Below are 19,161 nucleotides of genomic sequence, written 5' to 3' on the forward strand. Positions count from 1 at the left end.
CCACCGAACGCCGCCTTGATCGCGATCGGCAGCCCGTGCTCCTTCGCGAAGGCCACGACCTCCTCCGCCCCGGACACCGGATCGGGAGTGCCCGCGACCAGCGGGGCACCCGCACGCTGCGCGATGTGCCGGGCCGCGACCTTGTCACCCAGGTCACGGATGGCCTGCGGGGGCGGCCCGATCCAGATCAGCCCCGCGTCCAGGACCGCCTGCGCGAACTCGGCGTTCTCCGACAAGAACCCGTACCCGGGATGGACCGCGTCCGCCCCCGAGTCCCCGGCGGCCCGCAGGACCTTCGCGATGTCCAGATAACTGGTGGCCGGAGTGTCACCGCCCAACGCGAACGCCTCGTCCGCCGCTCGGACATGCACAGCGTCCCGGTCCGGTTCCGCATACACGGCAACGCTCGCGATCCCGGCATCCCGGCACGCCCGGGCCACGCGGACAGCGATTTCGCCACGGTTGGCGATGAGCACCTTGCGCACGATGGCTCCCTCCTTGAAACAAGCCGAGTTTAGGGACTGCCGACACGGCCTATCGACCCGTCCCCAATGGTGAGCTTGCCCACACGGAGCGTGATTCGAGGCTCGCTCGACCCGCGAGATCCCTTGTCACACCGTGGTACGCAGGAATCCTTGGTTGAACCCTAGCCCTCCTGTGTGGTCAAGGTCTCTGTGCGGCTGTGCCGCGCCGCACATCGTTTCTTTGTGGAGTCCCTACGAATGGCCCAACGATTCTTTGCCCTCGGCAGAACCCTTGTCCCGTGGTTTACCCGTTAGTAGCGTTCAGGATGTCTCGAACGTACTTGTGGTAACAGCACTCGGAAGTGGGTGGGGACCGGTGGTACGCAGACCGGTGGCGTGGGTGGCGGCGATCGTGCTCTTCGTGGAGGCGGTCGGAATCGCGTTGCTGAACTGGTTCCTCGGCGTGGTCGTCGACCGGCAGGACATGTCCCTGGCGGGGCTGGACTCGGACATGATGTCCACCTCGTCGAAGATCGGGGGACTGGTCTTCGGTCTCTACTTCGCGCTGTGCGGGGTCGCCGCGCTGCTCGCCGGGGTGCGGAACCGCGCGCCGGGGGTCTTCGGGCGCGTCCTGCTGATCAGCGCCGCCGTGGTGCACGGCCTGCTCGGCGCGTTCACGGTGGGGCTGGTGGGCTGGGGCGCGTTCGCCTTCATGATGGTGGTGCTCGCGCTGATCGTGTTCACGCTGCTGGCGTTCGGTCCCGCGGCGGGTCCCGCGGACGCCGCGCCGGGAGACGGCGGCGGTGGCCTGGACGGGGTGCACGGCGGCAAGGGAGGAGCCCCGGTCGCGGCTCCTCCGGCGCCCAGCGCCTCCTGACCGCCCTGGTGCCGCGGCAGGCGACGTCCGCCCCGTCGCGGCACCAGCGGGCGTCACTTCTCCCGCGGTGTCCACAACTCCGTGATGCCGACGCCCAGTTCGCCCAGCAGTCGGCGGACCAGGGGCAGGGAGATGCCGATGACGTTGCCGTGGTCGCCGTCGATGCCCTCGATGAACGGGGCCGAGCGGCCGTCGAGCGTGAAGGCGCCGGCGACGTGGAGCGGTTCGCCCGAGGCGACGTACGCGGCGATCTCGGCGTCGGTCGGCTCGCCGAAGCGGACCACGGTGGACGCGGTCGCCGACGCGTAGCGCTTGGTCGCCGTGTCGTGGACGCAGTGCCCCGTCTGGAGGGTCCCGGCCCGGCCGCGCATCGCCTTCCAGCGCGCGGTGGCCTCCTCGGCGTCCGCCGGCTTGCCGAGCGCCTGGCCGTCCAGGTCGAGGACCGAGTCGCAGCCGATCACCAGGGCGCCCTGCACCTCGGGCCGCGCGGCCACGACGGAGGCCTTGGCCTCGGCCAGGGCGAGCGCGAGTTCGGCGGGTGTCGGGGCGGAGACGGCGTCCTCGTCGACCCCGCTCACGATCACCTCGGGGGCGAGTCCGGCCTGCCGCAGCAGGTTGAGCCGGGCGGGGGACTGCGAGGCGAGGACGAGGCGGCGGCGCGGCTGATCGGTCATGCGGTCAGCGTATCGGCGCGGGCGTGTCGTGCGCCGCTCACATCAGACCGAGGACGAGCATCGCGAGCAGCATGGCCAGTGCCATGAGAACGCCGAGCCGCCGCAACATGTCCTGCATGTCGCGCAACTCCTTGGGCGGCTCGTTCTCGGGGTCGGACCACAGCATGTCCCCGATCGTGCGGCGGCCCGGGTGCCGGGCGCCTGAGTACGCGTACTCAACCTTGCCCTCCGCCCGGTGAACGGGTCCGAGGTTTCTTCGGCCGCCCCGCGCCCGCTGCGACGCGGGTGCCGGAGGGAACCCGCCGTTGAACGACTCGGCCCCGTACCGCGGACTCGCCGGTCCGGCGGATCCGGACCGGCTGCGGGCGGCGTACGACTTCGGCGATCACCCGCATCCGAACGACGCCGGGATCGCGGTGATGGCCGAAGAGGCGGCGGACTGCCTGCGGGGCCGCGCGCGTAGGCGCGGCGCCCGCCCGGCCGCTCACGAGGCCCCGCGTCCCGGCGGGGCACTCCCGTCAGCCCGGCCAGTAGGTCCGGGTCCAGGTCGACGCGCCCGGCTGCGGCAGACGGCGGGCGGCGATGCGGGACGGGTCCGCCCACGCGTCCCTGGTTCCCGGCGCGCCGGACGGCGGGCCCGCCGCCGCCGCGGCGCGGACCTGGACCACCGCCAGTGCGGCGGCCAGCTCCTCGGGGGTCGGATTGCCCCGTACGACCTTGATGTTCATGTCCGCTCCCAAGGATCCCGGGGTCTACAGGGGGATGTTGCCGTGCTTCTTCGGAGGGAGTGATTCCCGCTTCGTGCGCAGCTGACGCAGACCCCGTACGAGATGGGAGCGGGTGTCGGAGGGCATGATCACCGCGTCGATGTAGCCGCGCTCGGCCGCCGTGTAGGGATTGAGGAGCGCGTCCTCGTACTCCTGGATCAGACGGGCCCGGGTGGCCTCCGCCTCGGCGGGGTCCGTGACGGCGGCGATGGTACGGCGGTGCAGGATGTTCACCGCGCCCTGGGCGCCCATGACGGCGATCTGGGCGGTGGGCCACGCGAGGTTGAGGTCGGCTCCGAGGTGCTTGGAGCCCATGACGTCGTACGCGCCGCCGAAGGCCTTGCGGGTGATGACCGTGATGAGCGGGACGGTGGCCTCGGCGTACGCGTAGATCAGCTTGGCGCCGCGGCGGATGATGCCGGTGTGCTCCTGGCCGACGCCCGGGAGGAAGCCGGGGACGTCCACGAAGGTGATGACCGGGACGTTGAAGGCGTCGCAGGTGCGGACGAAGCGGGCCGCCTTCTCCGAGGCGTCGATGTCCAGGCAGCCGGCGAACTGCATCGGCTGGTTGGCGACGATGCCCACCGGCCGGCCCTCGACCCGGCCGAAGCCGGTGAGGATGTTCGGCGCGAACAGCGGCTGCGTCTCGAAGAACTCGGCGTCGTCCAGGACGTGTTCGATCACCGTGTGCATGTCGTACGGCTGGTTCGCGCTGTCCGGCACGATCGTGTCCAGCTCGCGGTCCTCGTCGGTGATCGCGAGGTCCGCCTCCTCCGGGAACACCGGGGGCTCGCTGAGGTTGTTGGACGGCAGGTACGACAGCAGCTGCTTGACGTACTCGATGGCGTCCTTCTCGTCACCCGCCATGTGGTGGGCCACGCCTGACACCGCGTTGTGCGTGCGGGCACCGCCGAGCTCCTCGAAGCCGACGTCCTCGCCCGTCACCGTCTTGATGACGTCCGGACCCGTGATGAACATGTGCGAGGTCTGGTCGACCATGATCGTGAAGTCGGTGATCGCGGGGGAGTAGACCGCGCCGCCCGCGCAGGGGCCGACGACCAGGCTGATCTGCGGGATCACGCCCGAGGCATGGGTGTTGCGGCGGAAGATCTCGCCGTACATGCCGAGGGCCGAGACGCCCTCCTGGATGCGGGCGCCGCCCGAGTCGTTGATGCCGATGACCGGACAGCCGGTCTTCAGCGCGAAGTCCATCACCTTCATGATCTTCTGCCCGAAGACCTCGCCGAGGGCGCCTCCGAAGACCGTGAAGTCCTGTGAGAAGACGGCGACGGGACGGCCGTCGACCATGCCGTACCCGGTCACGACACCGTCGCCGTACGGCCGGTTCTGCGCCATGCCGAAGTCGGTCGAACGGTGCTGCGCGAACTCGTCGAGTTCGACGAAGGAGCCCTCGTCGATCAGCAGGTCGATCCGCTCACGGGCCGTCAGTTTGCCTTTGGCGTGCTGCTTTTCGACAGCCCGCGCCGAGCCGGCGTGCGTCGCCTCCTGGACGCGGCGCCGCAGATCCGCGAGTTTGCCCGCGGTCGTGTGGATGTCGGGGTGGTGCAGCTCTTCCGGCTCGGACATCGGGATGCGGCTCCCTGCCTGCTCTGTGGGACATGAGGGTGATGTGCTCAGGGGGTTGCTACTGACTCGTAGGGTAGTGGTGCCGATACGGTTCGGCAGTGCGGCGTTTACCACACCTAGGGTGGGTTGCATGACGCCGCGAGATGCCTCAGACGCGAACGACAACCGATGGTCCGACCTCGACCGTCCGCCCCTCAACGCCACCGCCCTGCGCCGGGCGCTGGTGCGGGACGGCGCGGACGGCGGGCTCTGGAGCGATCTCCAGGTCGTGGCCGGCACCGGGTCCACCAACAGCGACCTGGTCGGGCTGGCCGTCTCCGGAAAGGCGGACGAAGGAGCCGTCCTCGTCGCCGAGGAGCAGAACGCCGGACGCGGCCGCCTGGACCGGCGGTGGACGGCACCGGCCCGCTCGGGCCTGTTCTTCTCCGTCCTCCTCAAACCCGCCGGGATCCCCATTGAGCGCTGGGGCTGGCTCCCGCTGCTGACCGGGGTCGCGGTGGCGTCGGCCCTCTCCCGGGTCGCGGGGGTCGACACGGCACTCAAGTGGCCCAACGACCTGCTGGTGACGGTGGACGGCGGAGAACGCAAGGCGGGCGGCATCCTCGCCGAACGCGCCGGTACCGACTCGGTGGTGGTCGGCATCGGTATCAACGTCACCCTGCGCGAGGACGAGCTCCCGGTGCCGGGTGCGGGGTCGCTCGCCCTCGCCGGAGCGACGACCACGGACCGTGACACCGTGCTGCGGGCCGTGCTGCGCTCACTGGAGCAGTGGTACGAGAAGTGGCGCGCCGCCGGCGGTGACCCCGACGCCTCGGGTCTCCAGGAGACATATGCCGCCGGGTGCGCGACGCTCGGACGAGTGGTGCGGGCCGAACTGCCGGGCGGCAGGTCGATCACCGGGGAGGCGGTGGCCGTCGACGGGGACGGGCGTCTGGTCCTGGCCACGGAGGAGGGGGTGCAGCAGCCGGTGGGCGCGGGAGACATCGTCCACCTCCGGCCGGCCTGAGCGTTCGAGGCCGGCGGGCCGTACTCAGCGATGGACACCGGAGCCGATCGCGGTTCCGGGTCCCGGTCAGGCGTACGAGTCAGGAGTGAGCCAGCGCACACCTGCCGTAGAGTTGAGCGCGGTCGATACCTGACCGTGGCAGATCGGAAAGGCAGCAGGCGTGACCGTCGACGACACGGGCTCCGGCACGGGTGCGCACCCCGCTCCCGACGGTGAGCCGGGGCGTACCGCCGGGTCGGCCACCGACCCGGCGCCCGCGGCCGCCGACGCGGACCTGCGGGGCGACGAGGACGCCGGGGACCCACAGGAGCGATCGAGGGCGAACGCGCGTTCGGATCGCAGTCTGTCGGACACCCCCAGCCCGCCGCCGGACCCGCAGGGGCGGCTGGACGGCCAGAGCCGGCTGGACGCGCAGAACCGGCTGGACGAGCAGGCCGCCGACTCCGGGGAGAATCCTCTCGCCCTGCGTCTGGAACAGCTCATCCTGGGCGCCGAGCGCCGCTACACCCCGTTCCAGGCCGCCCGCAGCGCGGGTGTCTCCATGGAGCTGGCCTCCCGCTTCTGGCGGGCCATGGGCTTCGCCGACATAGGGCAGGCCAAGGCGCTGACCGAGGCCGACGTCCTCGCCCTGCGGCGGCTGGCCGGTCTCGTCGAGGCGGGCCTGCTCAGCGAGGCGATGGCGGTGCAGGTCGCCCGGTCCACCGGCCAGACCACGGCGCGGCTGGCCGAGTGGCAGATCGACTCGTTCCTGGAGGGGCTGACCGAGCCTCCGGAACCGGGGATGACGCGCACCGAGGTCACGTATCCCCTGATCGAGCTGCTCCTGCCCGAGCTGGAGGAGTTCATCGTCTACGTCTGGCGGCGCCAGCTGGCCGCCGCCACCGGCCGGGTGGTCCAGGCCGGTGACGACGAGGAGATGGTCGACCGCCGTCTCGCCGTCGGCTTCGCGGACCTCGTCGGGTTCACCCGGCTGACCCGCCGCATGGAGGAGGAGGAGCTCGGCGAGCTCGTCGAGGCCTTCGAGACCACCGCCGCCGACCTGGTGGCCGCGCACGGGGGCCGGCTCATCAAGACCCTCGGCGACGAGGTGCTGTACTCCGCGGACGACGCGGGAGTCGCCGCCGAGATCGCCCTGCGCCTCATCGAGACGATGGCCAACGACGAGACCATGCCGGAACTGCGTGTCGGTATCGCCTTCGGCACCGTCACGACCCGGATGGGCGACGTCTTCGGCACGACGGTGAACCTCGCCTCCCGGCTCACGTCGATAGCGCCGCGGGACGCCGTCCTCGTGGACGGTGCCTTCGCGGAGGAACTGGTCCGCACCCAGGACGCCCCCGCCTCCGAGGCCGAGGCCGCCGAGGCGGCGGCCACCGCGGAGAAGGAGGGCGAGGAGCCGCCCGCCTACCGCTTCGCCCTCCAGCCGATGTGGCAGCGCCCGGTCCGTGGCCTCGGTGTGGTCGAACCGTGGCTGCTGGCCCGACGGGCGCGGTCGGACACACCCTGAGGGCTGTCCCACGATCCCCGGTGGCCCGGCGTGCGGCGTCGGACGCGGGTGTCCGCCGGGCGGAGGGAGCAGAGGTGCGGAGGCGTCCCTCGTGCCGGGCGGAGGGCGCAGCGGCGTCCTCGTACCGGGCGGGTTCGGGCGTGGTCCTGTCCGGGTGATCCGGTCGTGCGGCGAGGTGCCGCGGCTGTCGACGCGCGCCCGCCGGGGACCACGGGAGCGCCCCGCCCTGAGCCGGGCGGCCCCGCCGGCCGTCCTGTCCCCCGCGCACACCGCTCCCGGCGCCCCGCCCGGCTCCCGCTACCCGCCCAGCGGGTTCGTCAGGCTGTTGACGCAGATTCCCACGATCGGCACGCAGAGACCGGGAGAACCGGGCTTCGGTGCCGGGGAGTGGGTGGTGGCGCTCGGCGTGGGGTGCGGCGCGGGCGCGGCCGGAGGCTGCGACGGTACGGGCGCCGTGGGGATGCCGGTCGAGTCCGGCGCGTCGTCCGCGGGGGCGCCCGCGTGGCCCCGCGGGTGCGCCCCGGGCGGTGCCGTGGCCGACGGGTCCGTCACCCCGGGAGCCCCGGCCGCTCCGTCGGGTCCCCGCGACGCCGTCGACGCCGCGGACGCCGTGGCGCCGGGACTCGCCCCCGCTGCCGGGGTCGCGCCCACTCCGCCCTCCGCGGCGGCCGCACCGGCGGACGCGGGATGCGCGGAGGGCGCGGCCCAGACGGTGGGTGAGGCGTCGAGTGCCCCGTCGTCGGCGACCCCCGGCCGCGGCTCGGCCTCCGCGCCCCCGCCGCTCCCGGTGATCCCGTCCGGAGCCATCCGCGCCAGGCTCAGCGCCCCGGCGGCCAGCGCGAGCCCGCCCACGGCGAGGAGCGCCCGGCGCCTCCGCGGTCTGCGGTGCCGTCCGCGGCCGGTGCGCTGCGGGAACGCGGGAGGGGCGGTCTCGGCGGTCTCCTCCGGTTCCGGCGCGCGCTCGGCGGCCCCCGGCGAGGTGTCCGTGTCCCGGGTCCGGCCGGGCGGCACGGGGGCCCTGGCCGGCTCGGGGCGGGGCGGTTCCCCGCCGCGCGGGCGGGCGGGCGGCTGCGTGGCGGGAGTTCCCCCCGGCCGGGGGGAGCCGAGTGCCTGGGCGAGCGTCGCCACGCGGGTGATGGGCTCCGTGGACCCCGGCGGGACCGGGGGCACCCGTACCCAAGGTCCCCTCGCCACGTCGGTCGTCGTGCCGTTCGTCATGGTCATCCCTCCCCGGTCTGTGGACGCTCCCCGATGTCCTTGGCGGTGCGCAGGTTATGCGTCTTTTGGGTGCCTGGGGCGGGAGTTGGGCGGGATGTCACCCGAACGTGGAAGCGTGGCCGGAGGGACGGGTTTCGTCGGGCGGCGTCGGCTGCGATGATCGGGGGAGGCGGAAGTTAACCCGCGTTAACCGTTCACCGGGAGGGTGTCATGGCGGAGCAAGGGGACGAGCGGCGGTCCGGGGACGAGGGACGGTCCGGGGACGAGGGACGGTCCGAGGGTGAGGGACGGTCCGAGGGTGAGCGGCGGTTCGGGGAGTTCGTCGTCGTGCGTCGCCACGAGCATGTCGCGGAGCTCGCCCTCGACCGGCCGAAGGCCATGAACGCCGTGTCCACGGAGATGGCCCGTTCCCTCGCCGGTGCCTGCGCGGCGCTCGCCGCCGACCCCGGCGTACGGGTCGTGGTGCTGACCTCCACCCATGAGCGGGCCTTCTGCGTGGGCGCCGACCTGAAGGAGCGCAACTCCTTCACCGACGCCGACCTGATGCGGCAGCGCCCCGTGGCGCGGGCCGCGTACACCGGCGTTCTGGAGCTGCCGATGCCGACCGTCGCCGCCGTGCACGGCTTCGCGCTCGGCGGCGGATTCGAGCTGGCGCTCTCCTGCGACCTGATCGTGGCCGACCGTACGGCGGTGCTGGGGCTGCCCGAGGTGTCCGTCGGGGTGATCCCGGGAGGCGGCGGTACGCAGTTGCTGCCCCGCCGTGTCGGTGCGGCCCGCGCGGCCGAGCTGATCTTCTCGGCGCGCCGTCTGGAGGCGGCCGAGGCACGGGAGTTGGGACTCGTCGACGAGCTCGTGGACGAGGGACAGGACCGTACGGAGGCGCTGGCGCTCGCCGCCCGTGTCGCCGCCAACTCGCCCGTCGGCCTGCGGGCGGCGAAGCGGGCGCTGCGGCTCGGGCAGGGGCTCGACCTCCGTGCGGGCCTGGAGGTCGAGGACGCCGCCTGGCGGTCGGTCGCCTTCTCCGGGGACCGGGCGGAGGGAGTCGCGGCCTTCAACGAGAAGCGCAGGCCGCAGTGGCCCGGCCAGTAGCTTCCGGGTACGGCCACTCGGACCCCTGTCCGCCGTACCGATATCCCAAATGAAGGTAAATGTCCTTAGCCTGTAGTGATGGGTGAGGACAGACGGCTGAGGGCCGTGGTGGAGCTGGCGCAGGGGATGGCGGCGGCGCACACCCCGCGCGAATCCTGGCGGGCCGCGGCGCTCGGTGCCTGCCACGCGCTCAGCGGCAGCTTCGCCGCGCTCTCCGTGTGGGAGCGCGAACTCGGCCGGCTCCGCGTGCTGGTGAACGTGGGCGAACGCGCGCCGGACGAGGAGGAGTTCCCCGAGGGGGAGGCCTACCCGGTGCACCAGTTCCCGGAGATCGCCGAGTTCCTGCACGAGCGCTGGGCCGGCGGCGGCGGCCCGAACGCCTGGGTGGAGACCGCGGACGGCCCGGCGGGCGGCCGCGCCGGGTACTGCCACCAGCGGGTCGCCGCCCTGCGCAGGCGTGGGCGCGGCTGCTGCGTGGTCGCCCCGGTCGTGCTGCACGGGCGTGCCTGGGGTGAGCTGTACGTGGCCCGCCCCGCGGCGGAGCCCTTCTTCGACCGGGCCGACGCGGACTTCGCGACCGTCCTCGCCTCCGTCGTCGCGGCCGGGATCGCCCAGACCGAGCGGCTGGAGGAGGCCCGGCGGCTGGCGTTCACGGACGCCCTGACCGGGCTCGCCAACCGCCGTGCCGTCGACGTACGTCTGGACGAGGCGATCGGACGGCACCGGGCGGAGGACGTCGTGGTCAGTCTCGTCGTCTGCGACCTCAACGGACTCAAGCGCGTGAACGACACCCGGGGGCACGCCGTCGGCGACCGGCTCCTGGAGCGGTTCGGGTCGGTGCTGTCGCTGTGCGGGGCGATGCTCCCGGGCACCCTCGCCGCCCGTCTCGGCGGTGACGAGTTCTGTCTTCTCGCGGTCGGACCGCCGGCCGACGAGGTCGTTCGCATCGCCGGCGAACTCTGCCGCCGCGCCGCCGGGTTGGACATGGGCGAGGGGGTGGCGTGCGGGGTCGCCTCGACCGGGGACCCGATCGGACCGGTGCGCTCGGCGCGGCGCCTCTTCCGGCTGGCCGACGCCGCCCAGTACCGCGCGAAGGCCGTACGCGCCGCACAGCCCGTCGTCGCCGGGCGGGAAGGGCCCGACGACCCGGTCGTACGCCTGGCCGACGCGCCGCCCCCGGCCGAGGGGGAGCGCCGCCGCTTCCGGGGGCGGCACGAGCAGCGCCGCCCGTGACGCCGGGACGTACGGCGAAGTAAGGGGCGAACCGGCCATCCACTAGTGACACCCCTAGTGACATCGCGGAATTCACTGCGTACGCTCCTGAATATGGATATGCATACTGTGGTGGTGGGGACGTCCGGCGTGACCGCGTCCGACGTTCTCGCCGTGGCGCGTGGCGGCGCCCGGATCGAGCTCGCCGACGAGGCGGTGGCGGCCCTGGCCGCGGCCCGCGAGATCGTGGAGGCGCTGGCCGCCAAGCCGGAGCCCGTCTACGGCGTCTCCACCGGCTTCGGTGCGCTCGCGAGCCGGCACATCAGCCCGGAACTCCGCGCCCAGCTGCAGCGCAACATCGTCCGCTCGCACGCCGCCGGGATGGGCCCGCACGTCGAGCGCGAGGTCGTGCGCGCGCTCATGTTCCTGCGGCTCAAGACCGTCTGCTCGGGGCACACCGGCGTCCGGCCCGAGGTCGCGCGGACCATGGCCGACATCCTCAACGCGGGCATCACCCCGGTCGTGCACGAGTACGGCTCCCTGGGCTGCTCCGGCGACCTGGCGCCGCTCTCCCACTGCGCGCTGACGCTGATGGGCGAGGGCGACGCGGAGGGCCCGGACGGCACGGTCCGCCCCGCCGCCGAGCTCCTCGCCGCGCACGGCATCGCACCCGTCGAGCTGCGCGAGAAGGAAGGCCTCGCCCTTCTCAACGGCACCGACGGCATGCTCGGCATGCTGGTCATGGCCCTCGCCGACCTGGACACGCTCTACAAGTCCGCCGACGTCACCGCGGCCCTCTCCCTCGAGGCCCTGCTCGGCACCGACAAGGTCCTCGCCCCCGAGCTGCACGCCATCCGCCCGCACCCCGGACAGAGCGCCTCGGCCGCCAACATGCTGACCGTGCTCAAGGGTTCGGAGCTCACCGGCCACCACCAGGACGGCGCCCCGCGCGTCCAGGACGCCTACTCCGTGCGCTGCGCCCCGCAGGTCGCGGGCGCCGGCCGCGACACCCTCGCGCACGCCCGGCTCGTCGCGGAGCGCGAGCTCGCCGCCGCTGTCGACAACCCGCTCGTGCTGCCCGACGGACGCGTCGAGTCGAACGGCAACTTCCACGGCGCCCCGGTCGCCTACGTCCTCGACTTCCTGGCCATCGCCGCCGCCGACCTGGGCTCCATCGCCGAGCGCCGCACCGACCGGCTGCTCGACAAGAACCGCTCGCACGGACTGCCGCCGTTCCTCGCGGACGACGCGGGCGTCGACTCCGGTCTGATGATCGCCCAGTACACGCAGGCCGCGCTGGTCAGCGAGATGAAGCGGCTCGCCGTACCCGCGTCCGTGGACTCCATCCCGTCCTCCGCCATGCAGGAGGACCACGTCTCCATGGGCTGGTCGGCCGCGCGCAAGCTGCGCACCGCCGTGGACAACCTCACCCGCATCGTCGCGATCGAGCTGTACGCCGCCACCCGCGCGATCGAACTGCGCGAGGGCCTGACCCCCGCCCCGGCGTCGCGGGCCGTGATCGACGCCGTCCGCGCCGCCGGTGTCCAGGGGCCTGGCCCCGACCGTTTCCTCTCCCCGGACCTGGAGGCGGCCGACGCCTTCGTGCGCGGCGGCCGGGTGGTGACCGCGGTGGAAGCGGTCACCGGTCCGCTGCTGTAGGCACCCACCGCCGTATGCCGGTGAGGGCGCCGTCCAGGCCGGCGCCCTCACCGGCCGCAGAGTGTGCTACTGTCTCATTGATACGTTTTTGGTACCCATTTACTTTGTGCGCCTGATCGGAATCCTCCGCAGGCGCGTTTTGTTTTACCGGCATCTCCGGCATTTCCCGGTGCATCTCCGGATTGGGGCCCTACCTGTTCAGGAGAGAAACATGGCTACCGGCACCGTGAAGTGGTTCAACGCGGAAAAGGGCTTCGGCTTCATCGAGCAGGACGGCGGCGGCCCCGACGTCTTCGCCCACTACTCCAACATCGCCAGCTCCGGCTTCCGTGAGCTGCTGGAGGGCCAGAAGGTCTCGTTCGACGTCGCGCAGGGCCAGAAGGGCCTGCAGGCGGAGAACATCATCCCCGCCTGATTTCGGGGACGCGCTTTTCCAGAGCCGGGGCCCGCACCTTCGGGTGGGGGTCCCGGCTCGTGCTGTGAGTGCTCATGAAATGCCGCCCATATTGGCGGCGGGCGCTGTGCGTGCAGTCCGTGGGGCCCAGGAAGGAAATCCAGATCCAGCATGACTCGATCCGAACGTCCCGTCCGTAAGCGGCCGGCGAATGCGCGTGGCGGCGCCCAGACCGGCGGCTCCGCGAGGAACGCCGTCCGTGGTGGCGGCCGGGGCGCCGGCAAGGGCCCCGCCCGCAAGGCGGCGGCTCCGCAGGAGTTCTCCCTGCCCGAGACCATCACCCCGGCCCTGCCCTCCGTCGACTCCTTCGACGCGCTGGACATGCCGGCCGCCCTGACCAAGACCCTCGCGGCGCAGGGTGTCACCGAGCCGTTCCCGATCCAGGGCGCGACCCTGCCCAACTCGCTGGCCGGACGCGACGTCCTGGGCCGGGGCCGGACCGGCTCCGGCAAGACGCTCGCCTTCGGGCTCGCGCTGCTGGCCCGCACGGCCGGCCGTCGCGCCGAACCCAGGGCACCGCTCGCCCTGGTCCTGGTGCCCACGCGTGAGCTGGCCCAGCAGGTCGACGACGCGTTGACGCCGTACGCGACCGCCGTGAACCTGCGGGTCGTCACCGCGGTCGGCGGCATGTCGATCGGCCGCCAGGCCGGTACGCTGCGCCGCGGCGCCGAGGTGCTGGTGGCCACCCCGGGACGGCTGAAGGACCTCATCGAACGCGGCGACTGCACGCTCGGCCAGGTCGCGATCACCGTCCTCGACGAGGCCGACCAGATGGCCGACATGGGCTTCATGCCGCAGGTCACCGCGCTGCTCAAGCAGGTCGAGCCGGACGGTCAGCGACTGCTCTTCTCGGCGACGCTGGACAAGAACATCGACCGGCTCGTCCGGATGTTCCTGACGGACCCCGTGGTGCACTCCGTCGACCCGTCGGCGGGCGCGGTGACGACCATGGAGCACCACGTGCTGCACGTCGCCGACGAGACCGACAAGAAGGCCGTGGCCCTGCGGATCGCCGCGCGCGACGGCCGCGTGATCCTCTTCGTGGACACCAAGCGCGGAGCCGACCGGTTCACCAAGCGGCTGCTGGCCAACGGCGTACGGGCCTCCGCGCTGCACGGCGGCCGCAGCCAGCCGCAGCGCAACCGGACCCTGGACCAGTTCAAGAGCGGCCAGGTCACCGCGCTGGTCGCCACCAACGTGGCCGCTCGCGGCATCCACATCGACGACCTCGACCTCGTCGTCAACGTGGACCCGCCGACCGACCACAAGGACTACCTGCACCGGGGCGGGCGTACCGCGCGGGCCGGCGAGTCCGGCAGCGTCGTCACCCTCGTCCTGCCCGAGCAGCGGCGGGAGATGTCGCGTCTGATGGCGGACGCGGGCATCACCCCGCGCTCGGCCCAGGTCAAGTCGAGCGACGAGGAACTGGCCCGTCTCACCGGCGCCCGCGAGCCCTCCGGGGTTCCGGTCGTCATCGAGGTTCCGCAGCCCGTCGAGCAGCCGAAGCAGCGGCCCCGGTCGCGGCCCCGGACGGGTGGCGGCGCGCGGCGCTCCACCGGTTCGGGCACGGGCACGGAGTCGCAGGGCCGGCAGGCGCAGGGGCGTCAGCCGCAGCGAGGCACCGGCGGCGGCACCGGCGGTGGCACCGGCGGTGCCACCGGTGGACGTCGTACCGGCGGTGGCAGCGGGACCGGCGGCACCCGGGGGCGTGCTCCGCAGCGCCGTACGGAGCGTGGCGGACAGGGCGGCGGCGGCCGGCGCGCCGCGTAGGCGCTCCACCGGGAGCCGGTCCGGCCGGCTCCCGGCCGCACGCCGCGGCCGCGGACTTCACGGGTCCCGGGCTCCTCGGGGAGCCCGGGACCCGTCGGGTCTCTCAGGGGTGGAAGGCGCCGAGGAAGCCCGGATCGATCTTGTCGAGCTCCAGACCGACGTCCCGGTGGAGGTCGAGGAGCTCGGTCATGTGCAGCGCGCGGCGGCGGGCCGCGGGCAGGTCGCGGCGGGCGTCGGCGGACCACAGCACCGGGTCGAACGTGATGCCCTGGGAGCCCGGGAGCGGCCCCGTCTCGGCCCGCCAGCCGGGCCAGCGGAGGTTGTCGTAGAAGTCCTCCGTGCCGCCTTCCAGGAGCCAGCTGAGCCAGGCCGCGTGGCCCACGCCGAGGGCCTCCCAGCGCAGTGCGTCCGGCGCGAAGTAGAGCACCTCGCCGGGCCCCCCGGGGCGGCCCACCGCGCCCGGTTCGGGTCCGTTGAGCACATAGGTCCCGCCGAGGACGTCATGGCCGACGACGAGCCCGCCGTCCGGCCGCCACGCCGGGTCGAAGCGGGCGGGGAACTCGTTGACGTCGGCGATGCCCGGCGGCCCCTTGGGCGATCCGTCGCCCGGACTGCCGTAGATGCGCAGCCAGCCGCTGTCCAGTGACACGCCGCCGCAGTTGAGGACGAAGGCGCCGAGCCAGGAGCGTGCGGTGACCTGCAGTTGCAGCAGGGACGCGCGGGCCTGGGCCGGCTCCACCGGGAGCACCTCCAGGGACACCGTGCTGGTGGAGATCGCCTCGGAGAGGAGGGGCCATGCGGGCTCCTCGACATCGGTCAGCTCGGTCAGGTCTCGCATGGGTATCCCGTGGGGTTCCGGGCCGGAGCGCTGCGCTCAGAAGGCCGCCGTGCGTTCCCGCCGCACCGAGTAGGTCACAAAGCCGGCGCCGAGGCCGAGGAAAAGGGTGCCGCCGACGAGGTACGGCGTCGTGTCGACGCTTCCGGTGTCGGCGAGCCGGGTGTGGTCGTCGCTCGGCTCCGTGACGGCCTGCTCCGCTCCGGCCGTCGTGGTGGCGGCTTTCGTGGTGGCGGCCGTCGTGGTGCCGGCCGACGGGTCGGCGGTCGGTGCCGACCCGTGCTGAGCAGGCGCTTCCGGACTCGCGTTGGCGGACGGGACGAACCACAGGGCTCCCAGGAGGGTCCCGGCTGCGGTGGCGGTCAGCAACGAGCGACGTGCGGCGGACACGTAATATCGATCCCCTTGTGGCGCTGGCGAATTGGCCGTGTGGCCCGATGCTAATGAAAGGCGCGGGTCGTGGGAAAGTCGTGGGGACCTCGGGCCGTACGCTCCGTCCCATGAGTACTCCTGAGACATCACGATTTGTCCGGCTTCGCGTGGAGCTGGTGCTGGAAGTCGACGACGCGGACGCCGTCACCAAGGCCGCGCTGCGCCGCGTCGCGGACGACTCCGGCATGCAGGCCGACGAGCGGGCGCACGCCGAGAACGCGGTGGCGGAAGACACTGCCGAAGCCCTCGCCCATCTCGTCGATCCGTTCGACCTGGTCAGCGAGGTGCCCGGGGTCGAGCTCGCCCAGGCGTCCTGGAGCAGCGAGCCGATCGACTACGACCCCGATTCGCCGGAATGGGACCTGGACGAGGATGATGACGACGTGGACGACGACGAAGAAGTCGGAGTCGGCTGAGGCCCCTTGGGAAATTCGTGACCCCGGGTGGCAACCGCCGCCCGGGGTTCATTCGTCTCAGACGACGCACCGGCCACTTCCGCACCATGGGTTCGGTCCGGCCGCCGGTCCACCCGATCGGGGTCCCACGGGGCCGATCGGCTCGGTCGGCGCCGTTGACCGGCGTGGTGCGTCCCACACGCCAGAGGGATGTGGCACGGGACGAACCGGTCGTACGTTGAAGGTTCCTGACGGGGGTCTTGTGGTATTTGGTGATTCGGCAACGATGGAGAAGCGTGTGATGACGGACAGTAAGCGGGGTCGGGGCCTGATGGCCGCGTCCGCACTGCTCGGCGGAGTGCTGGTGCTCTCTGCGTGCAGCGGAAGTGGCAGCAAGGCCGACGCCTCGGACGGCGGCGGGTCCTCGCAGGCCCAGGCCGACGAGGCGGCGGCCCAGAAGAGTTCCGAGGCGCAGATCAAGATCACCCCCGCCGACGGCTCCGACAACGCGTCCATCAACAACGCCGCCGCGGTCACTGTGACCAAGGGCACACTCTCCTCCGTCTCCATGAAGACGGAGGCCGGCGCGGACGTCGCCGGCCAGATATCGGCCGACAAGAAGAGCTGGAAGCCCGCCGCCCAGCTCGACCGCGCCACCACGTACAAGATCGCCGCCGAGGCCGCCGACTCCGCGGGCCTGGTGGCCCACGAGAACGCGTCGTTCACCACGGTCTCCGCGGCGAACAGCTTCATCGGCAACTTCACGCCGGAGGACGGTTCCACCGTCGGCGTCGGCATGCCGGTCTCGGTCAACTTCAACAAGGCGATCACCAACAAGGCCGCCGTGCAGAAGGGGATCACCGTCTCCTCCAGCAGCGGCCAGGAGGTCGTCGGGCACTGGTTCGGCGCCAACCGCCTCGACTTCCGTCCCGAGAACTACTGGACGGGCGGTTCCACCGTCACCCTCAAGCTGAACCTGGACGGCGTCCAGGGCGCGAGCGGTGTGTACGGCGTGCAGCAGAAGACGGTCACGTTCAAGATCGGCCGCAACCAGGTCTCGGTCGTCGACGCCCAGACCAAGACCATGAAGGTCACGCAGGACGGCAAGACGATCAAGACGATCCCGATCTCCTCGGGATCCCCGGAGCACAAGACGTACCAGGGCCAGATGGTGATCTCCGAGAAGTTCAAGGAGACCCGGATGAACGGCTCGACGGTCGGCTTCACGAACTCCGACGGCAAGGGCGAGTACGACATCAAGGACGTGCCGCACGCCATGCGGCTGTCGAACTCCGGCACCTTCGTGCACGGCAACTACTGGGGCGCCAAGTCCATCTTCGGCTCGGTGAACACCAGTCACGGCTGTGTCGGCCTGTCCGACACCAAGGGTGCCGGCGACCCGAACACCGCCGCGGCCTGGTTCTACAACCACTCGCTGATCGGTGACGTCGTGGTCGTCAAGAACACCGGTGACAAGACCGTCGCCCCGGACAACGGCCTCAACGGCTGGAACCTGGACTGGGCGTCGTGGAAGGCCGGTTCGGCCGTCTGACGCCGGCTCCCGCCACTCACGAGAACCCCGCCGATGGCGGCGGCCCGCACGGGCCGCCGCCATCGGCGTTCCCACAGGGTTCCGGGGCCGCGCACAGGTGAACTTCCGTGCCGTCACAGCCTTCTCATCGTTCTCTTATTTCGGCCTTATGGCTTCATCACGCGCCGTACCTACCTTGCGGCCATGTTCTTCACCTACCTGAGGCGCGAACTGCGCCGCCGCAGGAAGGCGGCGCTCGTCGTCGCCTCCGGGCTCGCCCTGGGCATCGCCCTGGTCATCGTGGTCAGCTCCGTGTCGTCCGGCATGGAGAAGGCCCAGGGCAAGGTCCTCCAGTCGCTGTACGGGCTGGGTACGGACATGACCGTCACCAAGGCCGCGGCGCCGCCGACGAGCACCGGTCAGCGCCCCCGCTTCAACTTCGACGCGAACGACAACGGCTCCGACAAGGAGCAGAGCAGTGACCGCGTCATGGTCCAGGGATTCCAGACCCTGGCCGCCTCGACGGTCTCCAAGGTCGACTCTCAGCACGGCGTGGCGGACTCCGTCGGCGGCCTCAGTCTCCAGGTCATCCGCGTCAACGGGCAGTTCACCCGGGGCCAGTTCCAGCAGAACGGGAACGGTGGAGGCAACCGGCGGCAGGGCGGCCAGCAGCCCCCGCAGGGCCGCGTCGAGGGCGGCGGCGCCAACTTCGACGTCAACAACTACTCCGTCTACGGCACCGACGTCACCAAGCCGGCGCTCGGCCCGCTGACCTCCTCGAAGATCACCAGCGGCCGTACCTTCACGACGTCCGAGACGAACGCCGAGGTGGTCGTCGCCGACACGTCGTACGCCAAGGAGAAGAAGCTCTCGGTCGGCGGCACGGTCACCGTGAAGGGCGTCAAGTACCAGGTGATCGGGATCGCGACTCCGGACAGCGGTGACGCGGCGGCCAACCTCTACATGCCGCTCCAGCAGGCGCAGACGCTGGCCGGCGCCAAGGACAAGGTCACCACGATCTACGTCAAGGCGTCCGACTCGCAGCAGATCTCCAGCGTCAAGAGCACCATCCAGAAGAACATCTCGGGGACCACGGTCACCACCTCCGCCGACCTCGCGGACACCGTCTCCGGCTCCCTGTCGACCGCATCCGACCTCGCCTCGAACGTCGGCAAGTGGCTGTCGATCGCGGTGCTCGTGGCCGCGTTCCTGGTCGCCGGTCTGCTCACCTCCTCGGCCGTCTCCCGGCGTGTGCGCGAGTTCGGCACCCTCAAGGCGCTCGGCTGGACGTCGGGCCGGGTGACCCGTCAGGTCGTCGGTGAGGCCGTCGTCAACGGTCTGGTCGGCGGAGTCCTCGGCATCGCGCTCGGTCTGGCGGGCGCGTACGCGGTCACCGAGATCAGCCCCAACCTGCAGGCCCAGGTGGGCGGATCGGGCGGCGGTGGTGGTGGACAGGGCGGCTTCGGTGGCTTCGGCGGTCCCGGTCGGCGGGCCGCGTCCAAGGCGCTGGACGTCACGCTCACCGCGCCCGTCAGCCTCTCCACCATCGCCGGAGCGGTCGCCCTCGCCGTCGCCGGCGGCCTGATCGCCGGTGCCTTCGGCGGCTGGCGCGCCTCCCGGCTGCGGCCCGCGGACGCCCTGCGCCGCGTCGAATAGACCGACCCCGCACGGGCCGTGCGGCCCA

Annotated in this window: 19 protein-coding genes; 11 read left to right on the forward strand and 8 right to left on the reverse strand. The window is 72.1% G+C overall.

From position 1 onward, the window contains the following. Window positions 1–485 (reverse strand): biotin carboxylase N-terminal domain-containing protein (locus ABZV34_RS18680; RefSeq protein WP_356277358.1); only part of this gene is annotated, 485 nt, incomplete at its 3' end. A gap of 355 nt (window positions 486–840) precedes the next feature. Here ABZV34_RS18680 and ABZV34_RS18685 point away from each other — a divergent pair. Continuing rightward, on the forward strand, window positions 841–1,341 hold the full coding sequence (locus tag ABZV34_RS18685) for a hypothetical protein (protein WP_356277361.1): 501 nt from the start codon (window positions 841–843) through the stop codon (window positions 1,339–1,341). Window positions 1,342–1,394: 53 nt separating this feature from the next. On the opposite strand, the gene ABZV34_RS18690 is transcribed toward ABZV34_RS18685, so the two are convergent. The 4 genes from ABZV34_RS18690 to ABZV34_RS18705 all read right to left on the reverse strand — a co-directional run bounded on the left by ABZV34_RS18690 (window position 1,395) and on the right by ABZV34_RS18705 (window position 4,369). Continuing rightward, window positions 1,395–2,015: a nucleoside triphosphate pyrophosphatase gene (locus ABZV34_RS18690; RefSeq protein WP_168529916.1), complete on the reverse strand. Its 621-nt coding sequence runs from the start codon at window positions 2,013–2,015 to the stop codon at window positions 1,395–1,397. Window positions 2,016–2,052: 37 nt separating this feature from the next. After that, the gene (locus ABZV34_RS18695) at window positions 2,053–2,181 is read right to left on the reverse strand and encodes a hypothetical protein (protein ID WP_356277364.1); all 129 of its coding nucleotides are present in this window, start codon (window positions 2,179–2,181) and stop codon (window positions 2,053–2,055) included. 352 nt (window positions 2,182–2,533) lie between these two features. Then, window positions 2,534–2,743, reverse strand: a complete 210-nt coding sequence (locus ABZV34_RS18700; RefSeq protein WP_356277367.1) for an acyl-CoA carboxylase epsilon subunit — start codon at window positions 2,741–2,743, stop codon at window positions 2,534–2,536. A gap of 24 nt (window positions 2,744–2,767) precedes the next feature. Beyond that, window positions 2,768–4,369 carry an acyl-CoA carboxylase subunit beta gene (locus tag ABZV34_RS18705; protein ID WP_356277370.1) on the reverse strand — a complete coding sequence of 534 codons (1,602 nt, stop codon included), beginning with the start codon at window positions 4,367–4,369 and terminating at the stop codon, window positions 2,768–2,770. A 130-nt stretch (window positions 4,370–4,499) separates the two neighbouring features. On the opposite strand from ABZV34_RS18705, the gene ABZV34_RS18710 reads away from it, so the two are divergent. Both ABZV34_RS18710 and ABZV34_RS18715 read left to right on the forward strand, forming a co-directional pair. Beyond that, window positions 4,500–5,375 (forward strand): biotin--[acetyl-CoA-carboxylase] ligase, encoded by an 876-nt coding sequence (locus ABZV34_RS18710; RefSeq protein WP_356277373.1) that lies wholly within the window; start codon window positions 4,500–4,502, stop codon window positions 5,373–5,375. A gap of 160 nt (window positions 5,376–5,535) precedes the next feature. After that, entirely contained in the window at window positions 5,536–6,882 is a 1,347-nt protein-coding gene (locus ABZV34_RS18715; RefSeq protein ID WP_356277375.1) for an adenylate/guanylate cyclase domain-containing protein, read from the forward strand. Window positions 6,883–7,179: 297 nt separating this feature from the next. Here ABZV34_RS18715 and ABZV34_RS18720 read toward each other — a convergent pair whose 3' ends face one another. Beyond that, entirely contained in the window at window positions 7,180–8,100 is a 921-nt protein-coding gene (locus ABZV34_RS18720; protein ID WP_356277378.1) for a hypothetical protein, read from the reverse strand. Window positions 8,101–8,310: 210 nt separating this feature from the next. On the opposite strand from ABZV34_RS18720, the gene ABZV34_RS18725 reads away from it, so the two are divergent. The 5 genes from ABZV34_RS18725 to ABZV34_RS18745 all read left to right on the forward strand — a co-directional run bounded on the left by ABZV34_RS18725 (window position 8,311) and on the right by ABZV34_RS18745 (window position 14,284). Next, window positions 8,311–9,189 carry an enoyl-CoA hydratase-related protein gene (locus ABZV34_RS18725; RefSeq protein WP_356277381.1) on the forward strand — a complete coding sequence of 293 codons (879 nt, stop codon included), beginning with the start codon at window positions 8,311–8,313 and terminating at the stop codon, window positions 9,187–9,189. 78 nt (window positions 9,190–9,267) lie between these two features. After that, the gene (locus tag ABZV34_RS18730) at window positions 9,268–10,422 is read left to right on the forward strand and encodes a sensor domain-containing diguanylate cyclase (protein WP_356277384.1); all 1,155 of its coding nucleotides are present in this window, start codon (window positions 9,268–9,270) and stop codon (window positions 10,420–10,422) included. Between the two features lie 99 nt (window positions 10,423–10,521). Further along, on the forward strand, window positions 10,522–12,060 hold the full coding sequence (gene hutH / locus ABZV34_RS18735) for a histidine ammonia-lyase (protein ID WP_356277662.1): 1,539 nt from the start codon (window positions 10,522–10,524) through the stop codon (window positions 12,058–12,060). Window positions 12,061–12,271: 211 nt separating this feature from the next. Continuing rightward, the gene (locus ABZV34_RS18740) at window positions 12,272–12,475 is read left to right on the forward strand and encodes a cold-shock protein (protein WP_054234742.1); all 204 of its coding nucleotides are present in this window, start codon (window positions 12,272–12,274) and stop codon (window positions 12,473–12,475) included. Between the two features lie 150 nt (window positions 12,476–12,625). Next, window positions 12,626–14,284, forward strand: a complete 1,659-nt coding sequence (locus ABZV34_RS18745; RefSeq protein ID WP_356277388.1) for a DEAD/DEAH box helicase — start codon at window positions 12,626–12,628, stop codon at window positions 14,282–14,284. Window positions 14,285–14,387: 103 nt separating this feature from the next. Here the strand turns inward: ABZV34_RS18745 and ABZV34_RS18750 are convergent, their stop codons facing one another. Further along, window positions 14,388–15,122: a DUF2625 family protein gene (locus tag ABZV34_RS18750; RefSeq protein WP_356277390.1), complete on the reverse strand. Its 735-nt coding sequence runs from the start codon at window positions 15,120–15,122 to the stop codon at window positions 14,388–14,390. 36 nt (window positions 15,123–15,158) lie between these two features. Further along, window positions 15,159–15,509 (reverse strand): hypothetical protein, encoded by a 351-nt coding sequence (locus ABZV34_RS18755; RefSeq protein WP_356277393.1) that lies wholly within the window; start codon window positions 15,507–15,509, stop codon window positions 15,159–15,161. Between the two features lie 110 nt (window positions 15,510–15,619). Here ABZV34_RS18755 and ABZV34_RS18760 point away from each other — a divergent pair, with 110 nt between their 5' ends. The 3 genes from ABZV34_RS18760 to ABZV34_RS18770 all read left to right on the forward strand — a co-directional run bounded on the left by ABZV34_RS18760 (window position 15,620) and on the right by ABZV34_RS18770 (window position 19,133). Next, window positions 15,620–15,967, forward strand: a complete 348-nt coding sequence (locus tag ABZV34_RS18760) for a hypothetical protein (protein ID WP_356277395.1) — start codon at window positions 15,620–15,622, stop codon at window positions 15,965–15,967. A gap of 265 nt (window positions 15,968–16,232) precedes the next feature. Further along, a complete protein-coding gene (locus ABZV34_RS18765) occupies window positions 16,233–17,498 on the forward strand; it encodes an Ig-like domain-containing protein (protein WP_356277398.1) in 1,266 nt (421 codons plus the stop codon). 183 nt (window positions 17,499–17,681) lie between these two features. After that, window positions 17,682–19,133, forward strand: a complete 1,452-nt coding sequence (locus tag ABZV34_RS18770) for an ABC transporter permease (RefSeq protein ID WP_356277401.1) — start codon at window positions 17,682–17,684, stop codon at window positions 19,131–19,133. The last annotated feature ends 28 nt before the right edge of the window (window positions 19,134–19,161 follow it).

The organism is Streptomyces sp. NPDC005195 (assembly GCF_040608315.1).
In the GTDB taxonomy this organism is placed as follows: Bacteria; Actinomycetota; Actinomycetes; order Streptomycetales; family Streptomycetaceae; genus Streptomyces; species Streptomyces kaempferi.

Coding starts and splice junctions, on each gene's coding strand:
- ABZV34_RS18770 (WP_356277401.1), top strand. CDS start 17,682: ATGTTCTTCACCTACCTGAGGCGCGAACTGCGCCGCCGCAGGAAGGCG.
- ABZV34_RS18700 (WP_356277367.1), bottom strand. CDS start 2,743: ATGAACATCAAGGTCGTACGGGGCAATCCGACCCCCGAGGAGCTGGCC.
- hutH (WP_356277662.1), top strand. CDS start 10,522: ATGCATACTGTGGTGGTGGGGACGTCCGGCGTGACCGCGTCCGACGTT.
- ABZV34_RS18745 (WP_356277388.1), top strand. CDS start 12,626: ATGACTCGATCCGAACGTCCCGTCCGTAAGCGGCCGGCGAATGCGCGT.
- ABZV34_RS18730 (WP_356277384.1), top strand. CDS start 9,268: ATGGGTGAGGACAGACGGCTGAGGGCCGTGGTGGAGCTGGCGCAGGGG.
- ABZV34_RS18725 (WP_356277381.1), top strand. CDS start 8,311: ATGGCGGAGCAAGGGGACGAGCGGCGGTCCGGGGACGAGGGACGGTCC.
- ABZV34_RS18695 (WP_356277364.1), bottom strand. CDS start 2,181: ATGCTGTGGTCCGACCCCGAGAACGAGCCGCCCAAGGAGTTGCGCGAC.
- ABZV34_RS18760 (WP_356277395.1), top strand. CDS start 15,620: ATGAGTACTCCTGAGACATCACGATTTGTCCGGCTTCGCGTGGAGCTG.
- ABZV34_RS18710 (WP_356277373.1), top strand. CDS start 4,500: ATGACGCCGCGAGATGCCTCAGACGCGAACGACAACCGATGGTCCGAC.
- ABZV34_RS18750 (WP_356277390.1), bottom strand. CDS start 15,122: ATGCGAGACCTGACCGAGCTGACCGATGTCGAGGAGCCCGCATGGCCC.
- ABZV34_RS18740 (WP_054234742.1), top strand. CDS start 12,272: ATGGCTACCGGCACCGTGAAGTGGTTCAACGCGGAAAAGGGCTTCGGC.
- ABZV34_RS18720 (WP_356277378.1), bottom strand. CDS start 8,100: ATGACGAACGGCACGACGACCGACGTGGCGAGGGGACCTTGGGTACGG.
- ABZV34_RS18765 (WP_356277398.1), top strand. CDS start 16,233: ATGGAGAAGCGTGTGATGACGGACAGTAAGCGGGGTCGGGGCCTGATG.
- ABZV34_RS18705 (WP_356277370.1), bottom strand. CDS start 4,369: ATGTCCGAGCCGGAAGAGCTGCACCACCCCGACATCCACACGACCGCG.
- ABZV34_RS18690 (WP_168529916.1), bottom strand. CDS start 2,015: ATGACCGATCAGCCGCGCCGCCGCCTCGTCCTCGCCTCGCAGTCCCCC.